This window comes from Pseudoalteromonas sp. AWM4_233, from assembly GCF_056158285.1.
On record NZ_JBSWSZ010000002.1, the window covers coordinates 1 to 15477 of the forward strand.

Consider the following 15477-nt stretch of genomic DNA (forward strand, 5'->3'; position numbering starts at 1 on the left):
TCCGTCCATCACCCGGGCGCGCTGAAGATGGAACAGCAGGTTTTTGAGGCTATATCCTCTTGATGTTCGTCCACTTCAGGTTCCGGGAGCGAGGCGACCTGAATCTCGTTATCGAAGTGGCCGATGTTGCCGACGATCGCCATGTCCTTCATGCTCGCGCATGTGGTCGAAGCGTGATGATGTCCTTGTTGCCGGTGGCGGTGACGTAGATGTCGCCGTCCGAGACGACGTCCTCAATGCGTCACGACCTCAAAACCGTCCATGGCAGCCTGCAGGGCGCAGATCGGATCGACTTCGGTGACCTTGACGCGCGCGCCGGCGCCGCGCAGCGAGGCAGCCGAACCCTTGCCGACGTCGCCATAGCCGCAAACGACAGCGACTTTGCCCGCCATCATCACGTCGGTGCCGCGGCGGATGCCGTCGACGAGCGATTCCTTGCAGCCGTACTTGTTGTCGAACTTCGACTTGGTGACGGAGTCATTGACGTTGATGGCCGGGAAGGGCAGCAGGCCCTTCTTGCTGCAGTTCATAAAGGCGGTGGACACCGGTGGTGGTTTCCTCCGGTGACGCCTTTGATAGCATCGCGCTGCTTGGTGAACCAGCCAGGCGAGGCCTGCCAGGCGCTTCTTGATCTGCGCGAACAGGACTCTTCTTCTTCCGAGCCAGGATTGGAGAGTACGTCTTCACCGGCTTCGGCACGGGCGCCGAGCAGGATGTACATGCGTGGCGTCACCGCCATCATCGAGGATCATGTTGGACACGCCGCCATCGGCCCACTGGAAGATCTTGTCGGTGTACTCCCAGTATTCCGTCAAGGACTTCACCCTTGACCGCAAAGACCGGAATGCCGGCATCAGCGATGGCTGCGGCGGCATGGTCCTGGGTAGAGAAGATGTTGCAGGACGCCCAGCGAACGTCAGCACCAAGCGCCTTCAGCGTTTCGATCAGCACGCCCGTCTGGATCGTCATGTGCAGCGAGCCGGAGATGCGAGCGCCCTTCAGCGGCTGGGTCTGCCCGAATTCCTCGCGGCAAGCCATCAGGCCGGGCATTTCAGTTTCGGCGATGTCGAGTTCCTTGCGGCCATAGGCGGCAAGCCCGATGTCGGCGACGATGTAGTCCTTTTCCGTGCTCATAAAGCTCTCCAGCTGAAGGTTCCGGGTGCCGACGAGTTGGCACCGCCTATCGCATTTCGAGAGCCGGTTTATCAGGGATGATCCGGGAAAGCAACGGGACATAAAGAAGTCTTTATATCTTTATGTCTTTTGAGTTAAGCGTCCTCACCAAACTTTTCGGCGATCAGCCGTTCCAGGGCATCAAGGGCTTCCACGGCCTGCGGCCCCGAGGCGCTGACCTCGACGCTGCAGCCGGGGCTCGCGGCAAGCATCATCAGTCCCATGATGGACATGCCGCCGACCGTCATGCCGTCGCGGCTAACGGTCACCTGCGCATCAAACTGGCCAACGGTTTGGACAAACTTTGCGGAGGCGCGGGCATGCAGTCCCCGCTTATTGATGATGAGGAGTTCGCGGGTGAGGAAGGACATGGAGGCTTTCGGACTTACTTGCCGCTCAGGACGCGGCTGGCGACGTTGATATATTTGCGGCCGGCTTCGGAGGCTTCCGCCAACGCTCGGTCCATGTCGTTGTCGCCGCGCACGCCTGCCAGCTTGATCAGCATCGGCAGGTTCACGCCGGCAATCACCTCCACCCGGCCGCTGTTCATGACCGAGATCGCGAGGTTGGAGGGCGTGCCGCCGAACATGTCCGTGAGGATGATGACGCCGCTGCCGTCTTCGGCAAGCTTCACCGCATCAAGGATGTCCTGACGCCGCTGGTCCATGTCGTCTTCCGGGCCGATGGAGACCGTTTCAATGTATCTCTGCGGTCCCACGACATGCTCGACGGCATGTCGAAATTCCTCAGCCAGCTTGCCATGAGTGACAAGCACTATTCCGATCATGAATTCCCCCTGCAACGGAAACTCGCGGCCCATATCGCAATGCACAAGGGCCGTCCAGCGGTGGGAAGGCATCTTCGCCATGTAGAACTGAAGTTCAAGTTAAAAATCCGAAACTTCCGGTCACAACGTCGTCGGTATGCCGAGATCGGGACGAAGCGCTGCAATCGCCGCCAGAGGCTCCCGGTGGTTGTTCATCAGCCGGATCTGGGGCAGCGAGCCCGCAATCCCCAGATCGTACATCTCGCCGGCAGCGGGCAGGCGCTCCGCAGTGTGGTAATTGACAAGCAGCACCGCAAGATGGAGCACCGCCTCCGCAACGCTCGGGACTCGGACGATTCCGCTGCCCCTAATTTCCATAAGGCCTGCAATGGACGCTGGACGGGAGGCGATCAACTGGTCGCTCCGTCGGGAAATGAAGATCTGATCATCTGCGACCAGCGAGGCGCCCCAGCCCGAACGCTTCGCCGCTGCAAGGCATTGAAGCGCCATGGCAGACTTGCCGATGCCGGAAGGGCCGACGAAGAGCAGGCCAACATCTTCCACAACAATGGCAGTCGCATGGATGTTGCGGGGCGCCATCAGGCGGCCTCACCGGCCGGGAGCGATAGTATGAAGCGGGCGCCGAAGAGCTCTCCAGACTTCGGATTGACGATGTTTTCCGCCTTGAGCGAGCCGCCATGTGCCTCTGCGATCTGGCGGCTGATGGAAAGCCCGAGGCCGGAATTTTGGCCAAAGCTCTCGCCCTCCGGGCGGTCCGTATAGAAGCGTTCGAAGATCCGGTCGATATCCTCGGCCTGTATGCCTGGGCCATTGTCGTCCACCTGAACGATAACGCGGCCCCGCGACCGGAAGAGACGAATCAGGATCCGGCCGACCTTCGTCCGGAACGAAGGATCGTGCGTTCTCAATGAGGTTGGTGATGATCTGCCCTAGCCGCAGATCATGCCCGTAGACGGTGAACGGGACTTTCGCTGCCGGCTTCGCTGTCGACGATCAGATCGATGTCGACCACCTTCCGCCCTTGGCGGATCTGGCGCGACATTCCACCATATTGTGCAGCAGGACCTGCATATCGACGGGTGTGGAGTTGCTGCGTGCCAGTTCCGCATCGAGGCGGGAGGCATCCGAGATATCGCTGATCAGACGGTCGAGACGGCGCACGTCGTGGAAGATGATCTCTGTCAGCCGCTGCTTGGATTCCTCCGATTTTGCCAGCGGCAGCGTCTCCACCGCGCTGCGCAGCGAGGTCAGCGGGTTCTTCAACTCATGGCTGACATCGGCGGCAAAGCTCTCGATCGCGTCGATCCGATCGTAGAGGGCGGTCGTCATCTCGCGAAGTGCGATGGAAAGATTGCCGATCTCGTCCTGACGATAAGCAAAATCCGGGATCTCCTCACGCTGCTTGGCACCGCGCCGCACGCGGATGGCGGCCGCCGAGAGCCGCCGGAGCGGGTTGGCGATTGTCGAGGAAAGCAGGAGCGACAGAAGAATGTTGACGAGCGTTGCCACGCCAAAGACGCGCATGATTGCCAGACGTTCCGCATGGACGATCTTGTCGATGTCACCGGCCTGCGTGGAAAGCAGGAGCACGCCCAGGACCGCGCGGAAACGCTGCACGGGAACAGCCACTGAGACGATCAGCTCGCCTCTCTCGTTCGATGCGCACGACGGCACCGCGCACGCCAGTGAGCGCGTTCATGACCTCCGGGTAAATGGAGCCGTCGCCGCCCGGCGCTTCCTTGTAGACGGGAAGATTGCGCTGCTGCAGCATGCGGTTGAACAGGCGGCCAGAATCCAGTCGCCCCAGCTGGTCGTCTCCTCTGTTCGACCGGCGGCAGGTCGTAGCGCAGGACCTGACCACGTGAATAAAGATGCCGGGAGTCGAGCAGAAGGTTGGCGTCGGCGTCGAACAGGCGTGCACGGGTACGGGTCGGAGAAATCAGCCGCCGCAGAACCGGGGCAACACGATCGGGATCTGATCGGGAAGTCGAGATCCTCGTCATTCGGCACCGGCGTGATGCTCTGGCCCGCCTGCAGCTCCAGCAGCTTTTCCGGATCAATCGTGATCGAGTTGGTGTCGACCGAGGCGGAGGCCGAGATCGCGCCGGCGATGATTTCGCCCTGTGTCAGCAGGCTCTCGACGCGCGCGTCGATCAGGCCTTCGCGGAACTGGTTTAGATAAAGGATGCCGCCGACGAGGACGACGGTCGCCGCAATGTTGAAGAACAGGATGCGGCGGGTAAGGCTGGAGAACACCGCATGCCCGAAGACCCGACGGATCAGAGTGAACGGGTGCGACCAGAGCCGCGCGGAAGAGGCACTTTCCTCCGTCTCGACCCTGTTCGCCATGTCCTCTTCAAGCAGTCGATCTGCCACCAAACGTCCTTTCTCCTCTTCGCAGGACCGGCTCTGCGCCGATCGGGAGCGCGTCTTCATGCCGGGCGCTTATGCAGCTTCTCGGAAGCGATAGCCGACGCCGTAGAGCGTTTCGATCATATCGAAGTCGCCGTCAACCATCTTCTTGAACTTCTTGCGCAGGCGCTTGATGTGGCTGTCGATCGTGCGGTCGTCCACATAGACCTGCTCGTCATAAGCGGCATCCATCAGCGCGTCGCGGCTCTTCACCACGCCGGGGCGCTGGGCAAGCGAATGAAGGATGAGAAACTCCGTCACCGTCAGGGTCACCGGTTCACCCTTCCAGGTGCAGGTATGCCGCTCCTGATCCATGGCCAGCTGCCCGCGCTCCAGCGTCCGCGCCTGCTGCGCGTCGGATCCGGCCTTGATGGCCCCGCCGGCGCCGGCGTTTTCCCGCGCGCTGGCGCGGCGAAGGATAGCCTTGACACGCTCGACCAGGAGACGCTGTGCAGAAAGGCTTCGGCGACGAAGTCGTCGGCACCGATCTTCAGGCCGAAGAGCTCGTCGATCTCCTCGTCCTTCGACGCGAGGAAGATCACGGGAATGTCCGATTTCTGCCGCAGCCGGCGCAACAGCTCCATGCCGTCCATGCGCGGCATCTTGATATCGAAGATCGCAAGCTGCGGCGGCCGCCCGAGGAGTTTCCGTCGAGGGCCGACGCTCCATCGGTATAGGTCTCCACCTTGTAGCCTTCGGCTTCCAGCGCGATCGACACCGATGTGAGAATGTTGCGATCGTCGTCCACGAGCGCGATTGTCTGCATGCTCTCCGTCTCCATCACCATCTTTGCGCATCTCCTGCTGTCTACCCCAGCCAGGTATGGCGAACGCCGATGCGCGTTGTGAGTATAAAGCTGGAACAAATTGTGGCAAAGATAGAGGTTACAGAACCGATTGCAACGCCCCAGCGTTGCCTAGAAAGGTGCAGTTCCGGAAGAGATTGTAAAAGGTCCCTAACCCGATTTAATCCGAAATAGATTTTTTTAAATCGATTAATATATTGATATCATTATGCATTTCGACGCTTCGCGCTCTTGCTCTTTCCGATGCTCGGGTCTAGTTGGTCCGACAGATCAACGCCAAGGGAAGGAAGGCGCATGCAGGAGCTCGGGCTTTACAATCCCGTCCAACGGGATCTCGACCATCGGCCTCACCGATGTCTCCCGCGCCAACTACAACTTCTCGGAGACGGAACTCTACGAAGAGGCGATCCGCAATCGTGAGGCGGCAAACTGGACGGCCGACGGTGCATTGCGTGCCGTGACCGGTCAGCACACCGGGCGCTCGCCGAAGGACAGAGTTCGTCGTTCGCGACGAGACCACTGAAGATTTGATCTGGTGGGACAACAACAAGCCGATGTCACCGGAGCGCTTCGAGGTTCTTCATAAGGACATGCTGGCGCATGCGGCCGGAAAGACGCTTTACGTGCAGGATCTCATTGGCGGTGCCGATCCGGAGAACGCCCTGCCGACCCGGGTGATCACCGAACTTGCCTGGCATGCGTTATTCATCCGCAATCTGCTGCATCCGGCCAACCAGGGCCTCGCTCGAGACCTTCGTCCAGAAGCTCACCATCATCAACCTGCCGAGCTTCCGAGCAGATCCCGCCCGCCACGGCTGCCGGACCGAAACCGTCATCGCCTGCGATCTGCGGCGTGGTATCGTTCTGATTGGCGGCACGTCCTATGCCGGCGAAAACAAGAAAGTCAGTGTTCACGGTCCTGAACTCATCCGCTGCCCGCCAAGCACGTCATGCCGATGCACTGCTCTGCCAATGTTGGCCCGACGGGTGACGCAGCCGTTTTCTTCGGCCTGTCGCACCGGCAAGACCACGCTTTCGGCGGATCCGAAACGCACCTCTGATCGGCGACGACGAACATGGCTGGGGCGAGAGCGGCATCTTCAACTTTGAAGGTGGCTGCTATGCGAAGGCGATCCGCCTCTCGGCTGAAGCCGAGCCGGAAATCTACGCCGCTACACGCCGCTTCGGCACGGTTCTGGAGAACGTCGTTCTCGACGAGAACCGGATCCCCGATTTCGACGACGCTTCGCTGACGGAGAACACACGCTCCGCCTACCCGCTGCACTTCATCCCCAACGCATCGGCAACCGGCATCGCACCCCATCCGAAGACGATCATCATGCTGACGGCAGACGCTTTCGGTGTCATGCCGCCGATCGCAAGGCTCACGCCGGAGCAGGCCATGTATCATTTCCTCTCCGGCTACACCGCCAAGGTTGCTGGCACGGAGAAGGCGTAACGGAGCCGGAAGCCACCTTCTCGACCTGCTTCGGAGCACCGTTCATGCCGCGTCATCCGGCGGAATACGGTAATCTGCTGCGTGACCTGATCGACCGCCACAACGTCGACTGCTGGCTCGTCAATACGGGCTGGACGGGCGGCGCCTACGGGGTCGGCAAGCGGATGCAGGTGCTGGCCTCAAACCGTACCCTCTACATCTTAACCTTAGCAATACGTAACTGAACGAAGTAACTACGTACAAATTACGTATTGCTAAGGTTAACTTTCGTTGTTGACTCGACGGTAGCAGCACCTACCTTTCGGATTTTCAAATAACAACGCCGGGCCAGACATTTTTAAAGTCCGATCAGCAATTTCTGTCATCTGGAGGTTGGTATCGATGGGCTGTTTATTCGGGTCAGCTGCTTCTTTTTTTCCAGCTGTTTAATGAAGTCTCGGAGATTTTTGTATTTCATGGTACAAGCGTTCCCGCCTGAATTGATTGGAAAAAGAAGCCGCATTATACGGTGAGAAGGGAGGGAAAACCAGCATGCGGCTCTAGGGCATGCTGGTTCATCAGCCATTTAGCCGCCTTTTTGGCGCTTCATCGCTTCAAAGAATTCATCATTGGTTTTGGTCATCGCCAATTTATCAATCAAAAATTCCATTGCATCAATTTCGCCCATATCATGGACAATCTTTCTCAGGATCCACATCTTCTGAAGCTCTTCACTAGAAGTCAGAAGCTCCTCACGACGCGTACCAGAGCGGTTGAAGTCAATCGCAGGGAAGACGCGCTTTTCAGCAATCTTACGATTCAGGTGTAACTCAAGGTTACCTGTTCCTTTGAACTCTTCGTAGATGACTTCATCCATCTTCGAACCTGTATCAATCAGCGCTGTTGCGATAATCGTCAAGCTACCACCTTCTTCAACATTCCGTGCAGCACCGAAAAAGCGCTTTGGTTTATGTAGCGCATTTGCATCAACACCACCAGTCAGGACTTTACCTGAAGATGGGATCACGGTGTTGTACGCACGAGCAAGACGCGTAATTGAGTCAAGAAGGATGACAACATCCTTTTTATGCTCAACAAGTCGCTTCGCCTTTTCAATGACCATTTCAGCAACTTGTACGTGACGGCTTGCTGGTTCATCAAATGTAGATGCGATAACTTCACCAGAGACAAGACGTTGCATCTCAGTGACTTCTTCTGGACGCTCGTCAATCAGAAGTACCATGAGCTGACATTCTGGATGGTTCGCAGCGATGGATTGCGCAATATTTTGCAGCAACATCGTCTTACCCGCTTTTGGCGGTGCAACCAGCAATGCACGTTGACCTTTACCAATTGGTGAAGCAAGGTCAGAATACGCGCTGTGATGTCTTCTGTACTGCCATTGCCGCGTTCCATAACGAGACGATCATTGGCATGCAGTGGTGTTAGGTTTTCAAACAGAATTTTGGTTCTTGCACTTTCCGGCTTTCCGAAGTTGACTTCGTTGACTTTCAATAGTGCAAAATAACGTTCACCTTCTTTTGGTGGACGAATGATACCAGAAATCGTATCACCCGTTCGCAGGCTAAATCTCCTGATCTGGCTGGGAGAAACGTATATGTCATCAGGGCCTGCAAGATAAGAAGAGTCAGATGAACGAAGGAAACCAAATCCATCCTGCAAAATTTCTAAAACGCCATCACCATAGATGTCTTCACCACTTTTAGCGTGGGCTTTTAGAATTGCGAAAATTATATCTTGTTTGCGTAAGCGGGCAACATTCTCAAGGCCCATTTTTTGGCCAAGCTGACCAACTCATTAATCGTTTTATTCTTCAGTTCTCTTAAATGCATAACGGTGGGTCTTAAATATTTCTTGCGGTAGAGATTATCTCGAAAAAGGTTAGGGAAATTGACTTCGTGAACAGCAAAGCAGAATGGTCATCCGAGCTATAAGTTAGCAGCTAACCACGAGTCCGTCCAGATTTAATGTCAGGAAAGGTGAAAAATACACCATTCCTGATTTCCTTGGGGGGGAGATTATAGGTTCTCGTTGTAGAAAATCAACCAATTGATTTTTCGACATTGCACCAACTTTCGTTGCAGCAGCCTCACCATTTTTAAATAGAACCAGTGTCGGAATACCACGAACACCAAACTTTGCAGGTGTTGCATTGTTATCATCGATATTGAGTTTTCCGATTGTTAATTTATCTGCAAACTCTTCTGCAACTTCATCAAGAAGTGGAGCAATTAGCTTACAAGGTCCACACCAAGGGGCCCAAAAATCAACTAAAACTGGTTTATCTGCACTGAGTACATCAGCTTCAAAGCGGTCATCGCTTAGCTCAACTATTTTATCGCTCATCTTCATTCTCCGAACGGCATAATCTCATTTTATGCACACTAATATAAGGGTATTTACGTGATCCTGTTCCTTATTGCAAAGTTTACAAGTTATCCTTAGCCCCATGAGCGAAACACACTTAACCGACAAAAAGTTTGCCGAACTCCCAATTTCACCACAAGTGATATCGGGCCTTCAGGCAATGGGGTTTGATAAATGTACTCCAATTCAGGTGCTTAGCCTGCTCATGCCTTAGATGGTGGTGACGTTGCAGGGCAAGCACAAACGGGAACAGGTAAAACCATTGCGTTTCTTACCGCAACGTTCCATCAACTATTAACTCAAAAAGCTGTTGCGACGAATGGCCCAAGAGCACTTATCATGGCACCAACGCGTGAGTTGGCTATTCAGATATATAATGACGCAAAACAGCTTTCTCAAGCAACAGGGATTGAATTAGGACTGGTATATGGGGGCGAGAATTACGAAGATTAACGCCGAAAGCTCCAGGAAAATTCAATTGATATTCTTATTGGTACAACCGGACGTCTCATCGACTTCTACAAACAAAAAGCTTACTCACTGAATCACATCGAAGTTGTCGTCCTTGATGAAGCCGATCGGATGTTTGATTTGGGTTTCATCAAAGACATTCGTTATATTTTCAGAAGAATGCCACCGCCTGAGCAGCGATTGAACATGCTTTATTCTGCAACTTTATCATTACGTGTGCAGGAGCTTGCTTACGAGCATATGAATCAACCAGAACATGTTCATATCGAACCACAGAGCATGACAAACAAACGCATTTTAGAAGAAATTTTTCATCCTTCAGCGGATGATAAAATGCCTTTGCTACTCACATTAATGGAAGAGGAGTGGCCTGAAAAAGCCATTGTTTTTACAAACACAAAACATGCATGTGAAGAAGTCTACCAGTGGCTGATTCCGAGTAAGCACCGCGTCGGACTACTGACTGGTGACGTTCCACAAAAGAAACGTATTCGCATTCTAGAGCAATTCACCGCGGGTCACTTGGACATTCTCGTTGCAACAGATGTTGCCGCACGTGGACTTCATATTCCAAAAGTGACACACGTCTTTAACTATGACTTACCAGACGATCCTGAAGACTATGTTCACCGTATCGGGCGGACAGGACGCGCTGGACAAAGTGGATTAGCAATCAGTTTTGCCTGTGAGAGTTATGTCTATAACTTACCAGCAATCGAAGAGTACATTGGGCATGTAATCCCAGCGATGGGATATGTATCGAGACGCATTAATCGATGGATATTGAACCACCAAAGTTTCAACGCCATCGAACAGCGCGAACAAAACGCCTGCGTCGATCAAAATCGCCGTCACCCCAACTCACAAAATCGACACCGTAAACGTCAAAGATAGGTAAAATACGGTGAATCGAAAAAGGCTACATCAAGATATTTACGCAGTCATTGATTTAGGCTCCAACTCTTTTCATATGAAAATGGTGAAAATTGTCGCTGGCAGCGTTCAGGTGATCAGTCGCGTCAAGCGAAAAGTACGCCTTGCTTCCGGCCTCGATGCTCACAATCAACTCAGCCAAGTCGCAATGGAAAGAGGGTGGGAGTGTCTTTCCTTATTTTCTGAGCAACTACAGGATATTCCTTCAGAAAATATTGTGATTGTTGGGACTGCAACATTACGACTTGCAGAAAATGTCTCCGGATTCCTGAAAAGCAGAGTCAATCCTCAAGCACCCCATTCAAATCATCACTGGTGAAGATGAAGCGAAAACAATTTATCTTGGTGTCGCGCATACATCTTCTTCTGCTGATAATCGCATTGTCGTCGATATTGGTGGCGCAAGTACTGCAAGTGATTGTTGGTTACAAGTTCGAGCCTCTCGCACTACAAAGCTTAGATATTGGCTGTGTCACTTTCCTTGAGCAAGTTCTTTCCAGATTACAAACTGACAGAGCAAGCTTTTTCAGAAGCAACACAAGCGGCAAGGGAAGTCCTTTCACCTTATGTCGATGAGTTTGTGGATGCTGGATGGTCCAGTGCTGTCGGTGCTTCCGGAAGTGTTCAGGCACTTCAAGAAATCCTCATTGCACAGGGATTCGATGAAGTCATCACCCTTGAGCGCCTTCACTTAATCAAAGAACAGGCGATTGCTTGCGGGCATATCGACAGGCTCAATATCCAAGGGCTGTCTGAAGAAGAAAACTCGTTTTTGCAAGCGGCCTCGCTATCCTCATTGCAATTTTTGAGCGCTTGAATATTCAGGGAATGACATTGTCAGGAGGCGCACTTCGAGAAGGCCTCCTCTACAGCATGCTGCCTAAACTTCAGCAGCGGAATATCCGAGAAAGAACGCTCAGCAGTCTTCTGATCCGTTATCATCTGGACAAGCATCAAGCCAAGCGGGTTTCGAATCTCTGCTTGCCAACTCGCTTATCAGGTGAATGCACAGTGGGCGCTGTCAGATTTTGATGGGATTGACGGATTAAGTGCATCTGCACAACTCCATGAATTAGGCTTGTTAATCCATTATAAGAAACATCAGCACCATGCTGCATATATCTCGAAAATACGGATATGCCTGGATTTACACGTGCACAACATAAACTACTGATCGCACTTGTTCATAACCATCGACAGGATATTGCAAGAGAAATTGTTGACCGACAAACAATGACTTCACCATTGCTCGCTGGTCGGTTAACACGGATTCTAAGGCTCGCAGTTCTGCTTTCTCTTAGACGCCACAGATGAAGTACTTCCGAAAGCTAAGTTATCAGTGATAGATGATGAACTCACCGTCAGCATTGATCTGGACTGGCTTGAACAACACCCGCTGACCAAAGGCTGAATTAGAACAAGAAATTCAGTACCAAAAAAACTGCGGTTGGCTTCTTCAAATGGACGCAATCCTGTCTTGTCACACTCCGAGGAAGCATTTGACTCAGTCATCATCTTAATGCTGCTTCCATCCAATAAAGTAGTATGGGGCTAAGCTCATACTACATTTCTTTCGATTTAATCATATAGTATTAACTTCCTAATTCAAAAAGCTTTTACTTTTATCTTTTAATATTTTTTAAATCAATAACTTAAGCTATAAGGAATGGGTTTTTAACTACTTCTAAAAAAACATCCTTTAGTTTGATGAGTGAAATGAATGGATCCCCAAAAATACGCATAGAAAATGGAAAAAAGCATGAGGGAAAAGATTAATGACATCCTCATGTGAGGTAATCAGTCAAGAGAAGCAACCTATTGAGCAGAAAACGATACTCTTTGTCATTCCAACTCCAAGGAAGAGAAAAAGCAATGATATATGATCAAATCACCCACGCCGAGTATCAAAGTCGTTCCAAAGAATACTGTTCAAAGAAAAGTCACAGTTCCTGAATATATTTCCAAAGAGGAATGGAATGGAGGAAATTGAAAAGTCGCTTTTTACTTTTGGAAATATGAATGTCATCCTCCAAGGAGGACTCTTTTTTCTGATTCTCTTTAAAATTGGCGCCATCAATCCCGTTCACCAACCCTTGACCGCCGACATCAGGGATTGTTTTTGCCGCAACGGCAATGATGCAACTTGCCAGTTATCATCTGATTGAGCTCGCAACACACTATAAAAAAGTTTCTATTTTCCTTTGGTATATCACATTATCCTTCATTAATATGTCTGCAACGTACTGCCTTTATCAACTTCACTTGGTCAGTCAAACTCAAGTATCAGGAACGACATGCTTTATCGCCGTTATCTACCTTGTTTTCACAATCATGCAAGTCGCCAGACTATGCGATCGCGTTATCTTTAAAACAAACATTCTGCCAGAGATTTATCAATATAGTGTCCTCGCGCTGATCTTTGTGTCACTTTTTGTCTGTTATATTCGGTTTTCTATGTCTTCGCAGCAAAACCTCTACAAAAGTATTTAAAAGGGTTTAACCCATGCTAATGCTATTTATAGTTTTGATCATGGTTGTAGGTTTTATTCAAGTTCGTTTCACCTATAAGATTTTTGAAAAGAAAAAAGTTGAGCAGATAAAAAATGAGGTAAAAAAAGAGCTGGCAGAAGCAAACATTCGCAATCACAAAAAAGCTGATCGAACACGATGAAATTAAAGACAAAGTCACAACAGGATGAAGCTTTAGAAAGCGTCAAAGATCACGCATCAGAAATCTATGAGGAGTATGAATGTCGCATCGCAGATAAGATGAGGAAAGATAATATCAGCATCACGCATATGCATACGTCTTTTTGAAGCAACGGTTTTAAATACCTGGAATGAAGGGACGCAACGCCCCCTCAGACAAACTAAAAATCAACCTTGTTGACGGATATATCGTGCTGCATGCTTCGCAAGTAGTTATATACTGTCAGCCCCTGCACGCTTAAAGCAACTCAGGGACTCCATAATCACGGCTTCTTCATCTAACCAACCCTGCTGAATCGCAGCCATATGCATTGCATATTCACCACTCGACCTGATAAGCAAATGTGGGTACTCTGAAAAGTCTCTTTACTTACTAACAATATCCAAATAAGGCATTCCTGGCTTCACCATCACCATATCCGCGCGCTTCTTCCAGATCAGAGCGTGATTTCGCGAAGTGCTTCGTCACTATTGGCAGGGTCCATCTGATAACTTTTCTTATTGCCTTTTGACAGGTTATTTGCGCTACCAACCGCATCCCGAAAAGGACCATAGTAGCTTGAGGCATATTTCGCGGAATAGGCCATAATTTGCGTATTCACATAACCTTCTTCTTCCAAAGCATCACGGATAAGGCCAACACGGCCATCCATCATATCTGAAGGAGCAACAATATCAGCACCAGCTTTCGCATGGGAGATTGCCTGCTTAATGATGTGTCGACCGTAGCATCATTCACAACGTAGCCATCTTCATCGATGATGCCATCTTGACCATGCGTTGTGAATGGATCCAGTGCAACATCAGAAATCACACCAAGTTGAGGAAATGCTTCCTTTAAAGCACGGATTGCTTTTTGCGCAAGTCCATCTTCATGGAAAGCTTCCTCTGCGAGCAAAGACTTTTTCTCCTGGTGTCACAGGAATAGAGCGACGGCTGGGATCCCAACGTACAAGTTCTTCCGCTTCTTTAAAGTAAATTATCGATAGAGAGACGTTCAATCCCTGGCATTGATTCGACGGTTTCACGCCTTTGCTTCCCTTCCAATACAAAAACAGGGTATATCAAATCATCGACGGACAAACGGTTTTCCGCAATCAAGCGACGCGTAAAATTCACTGCTCCGGGCGCGTCTCATACGCGTAAATGGATACAAGCCTGCAGATACTTGCGTCATGACGACTCTCCCTTTATTTTTCTTGCAATAGATTAAGAACGATTAAATTCGTTTGACTGAAACTTGTCGGTTAGCGCCTTCGACTTTCAAGTAAAACCCTGGCATAAGCACCCGCTCGAATTGTCACCACTTGGCCAGCTTTCAATTGAATATAATCAGTGTCAATTTGCAGCCATCTTTGTCCATTATCCAATAGCAACTCCCATTCTCCACGCTTACGTTTTTTTGCAGTAAAGAATATTTGCGGAGAGAGATTGAATTGGGGGATGTTGTGATTGGGATGAAGGTTGTGCTTTTTTAACTGATGATTCACGCTTTTGCTTACTTTGAAACTGCCCGGTCGTAACAAGCAAGTCTGTGCTCAGGGTCTTTTATATTTTGGCAGGTGCTGCTACCGTCGAGTCAACAACGAAAGTTAACCTTAGCAATACGTAACTGAACGAGTAAGACGTAAAACATTACCATATTGCTAAGGTTAACGACGGTTAGATTCACCTCTTACACAGCACCTCCGTAGAAAGAGTTTTTCCAACCTGTGAATGAGAAGAAAGGCAGTGGCACAGGAATTGGAATATTAATACCTACTTGACCTACTTCGATTTGCTGTTGGAATTTACGTGCTGCTGCACCGCTTGCTGTAAATAAAGACGTACCGTTACCATATGGGTTACGGTTAATTAGCGCGATTGCTTCGTCTAGCGTGTCAACGAATACACAGCTTAAAACTGGACCAAAGATTTCTTCTTTGTAGATTTCCATCTCTTCAGTCACATCTGTAAATAGCGTCGGGCCAACCCAGTTACCAGCTTCATAGCCTTCAACAGTATAGTCTGAACCATCAACTAAACAGGTTGCACCTTGATCTTTACCGCTTTGAATAAGTGAAAGAATACGCTGTTTTGCTTGAGGTGTTGTTTGCGGGCCATAAGCCGCTTCAGGGTCGTTCCAAAGACCTGGGCGTACGCCTTCGAAACCTTTCTTAATGTCTTCTACCCACTCTTTTGATGAACCAACAAATACTGCCACCGAAATACCCATACAACGTTGGCCACCAGCACCTACTGATGCACCAACTAGGTTATTCACTGTTTGTGCTTTTGACGCATCTGGCATGATATCAGGCGTTGGTGTAGATGTAATCAACCGTCGTTAACCTTATATATGCTCAAGTGCTAACATAACAT

14 protein-coding genes and 15 pseudogenes are annotated in these 15477 nt (G+C 50.8%); 9 read left to right on the plus strand and 20 right to left on the minus strand.

All coding sequences use genetic code 11. The features are described from left to right. Positions 1-8: 8 nt before the first annotated feature. The 12 genes and pseudogenes from ACXAC4_RS17740 to ACXAC4_RS17795 form a co-directional block, all read right to left on the minus strand. Positions 9-530, minus strand: a pseudogene (locus ACXAC4_RS17740) (adenosylhomocysteinase). A 153-nt stretch (positions 531-683) separates the two neighbouring features. Continuing rightward, complete coding sequence (locus ACXAC4_RS17745) at positions 684-785, minus strand: hypothetical protein (RefSeq protein WP_475164257.1); 102 nt, start codon at positions 783-785, stop codon at positions 684-686. After that, a complete protein-coding gene (locus ACXAC4_RS17750; RefSeq protein WP_475164229.1) occupies positions 739-1134 on the minus strand; it encodes an adenosylhomocysteinase in 396 nt (131 codons plus the stop codon). Before ACXAC4_RS17750 ends, ACXAC4_RS17745 begins: the two co-directional genes overlap by 47 nt. A gap of 134 nt (positions 1135-1268) precedes the next feature. Further along, positions 1269-1544, minus strand: coding sequence for an HPr family phosphocarrier protein (locus ACXAC4_RS17755; protein ID WP_475041566.1), 276 nt, complete (start codon positions 1542-1544; stop codon positions 1269-1271). A 14-nt stretch (positions 1545-1558) separates the two neighbouring features. Next, the gene (locus ACXAC4_RS17760) at positions 1559-2041 is read right to left on the minus strand and encodes a PTS sugar transporter subunit IIA (RefSeq protein WP_475164234.1); all 483 of its coding nucleotides are present in this window, start codon (positions 2039-2041) and stop codon (positions 1559-1561) included. 39 nt (positions 2042-2080) lie between these two features. After that, positions 2081-2539 (minus strand): HPr kinase/phosphorylase, encoded by a 459-nt coding sequence (locus tag ACXAC4_RS17765; protein ID WP_475041573.1) that lies wholly within the window; start codon positions 2537-2539, stop codon positions 2081-2083. Beyond that, the gene (locus ACXAC4_RS17770; protein WP_475164237.1) at positions 2539-2868 is read right to left on the minus strand and encodes an ATP-binding protein; all 330 of its coding nucleotides are present in this window, start codon (positions 2866-2868) and stop codon (positions 2539-2541) included. The genes ACXAC4_RS17765 and ACXAC4_RS17770 overlap by 1 nt, the downstream gene beginning before the upstream one ends. A gap of 85 nt (positions 2869-2953) precedes the next feature. Then, entirely contained in the window at positions 2954-3577 is a 624-nt protein-coding gene (locus ACXAC4_RS17775) for a histidine kinase dimerization/phospho-acceptor domain-containing protein (protein ID WP_475164239.1), read from the minus strand. Beyond that, a complete protein-coding gene (locus ACXAC4_RS17780; RefSeq protein WP_475164241.1) occupies positions 3522-3731 on the minus strand; it encodes a stimulus-sensing domain-containing protein in 210 nt (69 codons plus the stop codon). The genes ACXAC4_RS17775 and ACXAC4_RS17780 overlap by 56 nt, the downstream gene beginning before the upstream one ends. Positions 3732-3798: 67 nt before the next feature. Beyond that, positions 3799-3963 (minus strand): annotated as a pseudogene (locus tag ACXAC4_RS17785) (stimulus-sensing domain-containing protein); the annotation flags it as partial. Between the two features lie 91 nt (positions 3964-4054). Then, positions 4055-4396, minus strand: a pseudogene (locus ACXAC4_RS17790) (sensor N-terminal transmembrane domain-containing protein); the annotation flags it as partial. A gap of 9 nt (positions 4397-4405) precedes the next feature. Continuing rightward, a pseudogene (locus ACXAC4_RS17795) lies at positions 4406-5138 on the minus strand (response regulator transcription factor). A 247-nt stretch (positions 5139-5385) separates the two neighbouring features. On the opposite strand from ACXAC4_RS17795, the gene ACXAC4_RS17800 reads away from it, so the two are divergent. The 5 genes and pseudogenes from ACXAC4_RS17800 (at position 5386) to ACXAC4_RS17820 (ending at position 6860) form a co-directional block, all read left to right on the plus strand. Beyond that, complete coding sequence (locus tag ACXAC4_RS17800; RefSeq protein WP_475164243.1) at positions 5386-5700, plus strand: phosphoenolpyruvate carboxykinase (ATP); 315 nt, start codon at positions 5386-5388, stop codon at positions 5698-5700. Next, positions 5684-5884: pseudogene (locus tag ACXAC4_RS17805) on the plus strand (phosphoenolpyruvate carboxykinase (ATP)); the annotation flags it as partial. The gene ACXAC4_RS17800 and the pseudogene ACXAC4_RS17805, both read left to right, overlap by 17 nt. Then, positions 5874-6167 (plus strand): annotated as a pseudogene (locus tag ACXAC4_RS17810) (phosphoenolpyruvate carboxykinase (ATP)); the annotation flags it as partial. The pseudogenes ACXAC4_RS17805 and ACXAC4_RS17810, both read left to right, overlap by 11 nt. Then, entirely contained in the window at positions 6110-6238 is a 129-nt protein-coding gene (locus tag ACXAC4_RS17815; RefSeq protein ID WP_475164259.1) for a phosphoenolpyruvate carboxykinase (ATP), read from the plus strand. The pseudogene ACXAC4_RS17810 and the gene ACXAC4_RS17815, both read left to right, overlap by 58 nt. Positions 6239-6273: 35 nt before the next feature. After that, positions 6274-6860 (plus strand): annotated as a pseudogene (locus ACXAC4_RS17820) (phosphoenolpyruvate carboxykinase (ATP)). 72 nt (positions 6861-6932) lie between these two features. Here ACXAC4_RS17820 and ACXAC4_RS17825 read toward each other — a convergent pair. The 3 pseudogenes from ACXAC4_RS17825 to trxA form a co-directional block, all read right to left on the minus strand. Next, a pseudogene (locus ACXAC4_RS17825) lies at positions 6933-7093 on the minus strand (3-octaprenyl-4-hydroxybenzoate decarboxylase); the annotation flags it as partial. 108 nt (positions 7094-7201) lie between these two features. Next, positions 7202-8468: pseudogene (gene rho / locus ACXAC4_RS17830) on the minus strand (transcription termination factor Rho). Positions 8469-8667: 199 nt separating this feature from the next. Then, positions 8668-8982: pseudogene (trxA, locus tag ACXAC4_RS17835) on the minus strand (thioredoxin TrxA); the annotation flags it as partial. Positions 8983-9085: 103 nt separating this feature from the next. Here trxA and rhlB point away from each other — a divergent pair. The 4 genes and pseudogenes from rhlB (at position 9086) to ACXAC4_RS17855 (ending at position 13078) form a co-directional block, all read left to right on the plus strand. Then, a pseudogene (rhlB, locus tag ACXAC4_RS17840) lies at positions 9086-10368 on the plus strand (ATP-dependent RNA helicase RhlB). Positions 10369-10378: 10 nt separating this feature from the next. Then, positions 10379-11927 (plus strand): annotated as a pseudogene (gene gppA / locus ACXAC4_RS17845) (guanosine-5'-triphosphate,3'-diphosphate diphosphatase). A gap of 456 nt (positions 11928-12383) precedes the next feature. Continuing rightward, entirely contained in the window at positions 12384-12572 is a 189-nt protein-coding gene (locus ACXAC4_RS17850) for a hypothetical protein (RefSeq protein ID WP_475164245.1), read from the plus strand. Positions 12573-12910: 338 nt separating this feature from the next. Further along, positions 12911-13078, plus strand: a complete 168-nt coding sequence (locus tag ACXAC4_RS17855; protein ID WP_475164248.1) for a hypothetical protein — start codon at positions 12911-12913, stop codon at positions 13076-13078. A gap of 251 nt (positions 13079-13329) precedes the next feature. Here the strand turns inward: ACXAC4_RS17855 and ACXAC4_RS17860 are convergent. From ACXAC4_RS17860 to ACXAC4_RS17880, 5 genes and pseudogenes are all read right to left on the minus strand, one after another. Next, positions 13330-13533 (minus strand): annotated as a pseudogene (locus ACXAC4_RS17860) (hypothetical protein). 20 nt (positions 13534-13553) lie between these two features. Beyond that, positions 13554-14014, minus strand: a pseudogene (locus ACXAC4_RS17865) (hypothetical protein). Between the two features lie 71 nt (positions 14015-14085). Further along, positions 14086-14235, minus strand: a complete 150-nt coding sequence (locus tag ACXAC4_RS17870) for a hypothetical protein (protein WP_475164250.1) — start codon at positions 14233-14235, stop codon at positions 14086-14088. Between the two features lie 128 nt (positions 14236-14363). Then, a complete protein-coding gene (locus ACXAC4_RS17875; RefSeq protein ID WP_475164254.1) occupies positions 14364-14606 on the minus strand; it encodes a hypothetical protein in 243 nt (80 codons plus the stop codon). A 197-nt stretch (positions 14607-14803) separates the two neighbouring features. After that, a pseudogene (locus ACXAC4_RS17880) lies at positions 14804-15409 on the minus strand (aldehyde dehydrogenase family protein); the annotation flags it as partial. Positions 15410-15477: the final 68 nt, after the last annotated feature.

Coding starts and splice junctions, on each gene's coding strand:
- ACXAC4_RS17800 (WP_475164243.1), top strand. CDS start 5,386: ATGCATTTCGACGCTTCGCGCTCTTGCTCTTTCCGATGCTCGGGTCTA.
- ACXAC4_RS17780 (WP_475164241.1), bottom strand. CDS start 3,731: ATGCTGCAGCAGCGCAATCTTCCCGTCTACAAGGAAGCGCCGGGCGGC.
- ACXAC4_RS17760 (WP_475164234.1), bottom strand. CDS start 2,041: ATGGCGAAGATGCCTTCCCACCGCTGGACGGCCCTTGTGCATTGCGAT.
- ACXAC4_RS17765 (WP_475041573.1), bottom strand. CDS start 2,539: ATGGCGCCCCGCAACATCCATGCGACTGCCATTGTTGTGGAAGATGTT.
- ACXAC4_RS17755 (WP_475041566.1), bottom strand. CDS start 1,544: ATGTCCTTCCTCACCCGCGAACTCCTCATCATCAATAAGCGGGGACTG.
- ACXAC4_RS17850 (WP_475164245.1), top strand. CDS start 12,384: ATGGAGGAAATTGAAAAGTCGCTTTTTACTTTTGGAAATATGAATGTC.
- ACXAC4_RS17855 (WP_475164248.1), top strand. CDS start 12,911: ATGCTAATGCTATTTATAGTTTTGATCATGGTTGTAGGTTTTATTCAA.
- ACXAC4_RS17750 (WP_475164229.1), bottom strand. CDS start 1,134: ATGAGCACGGAAAAGGACTACATCGTCGCCGACATCGGGCTTGCCGCC.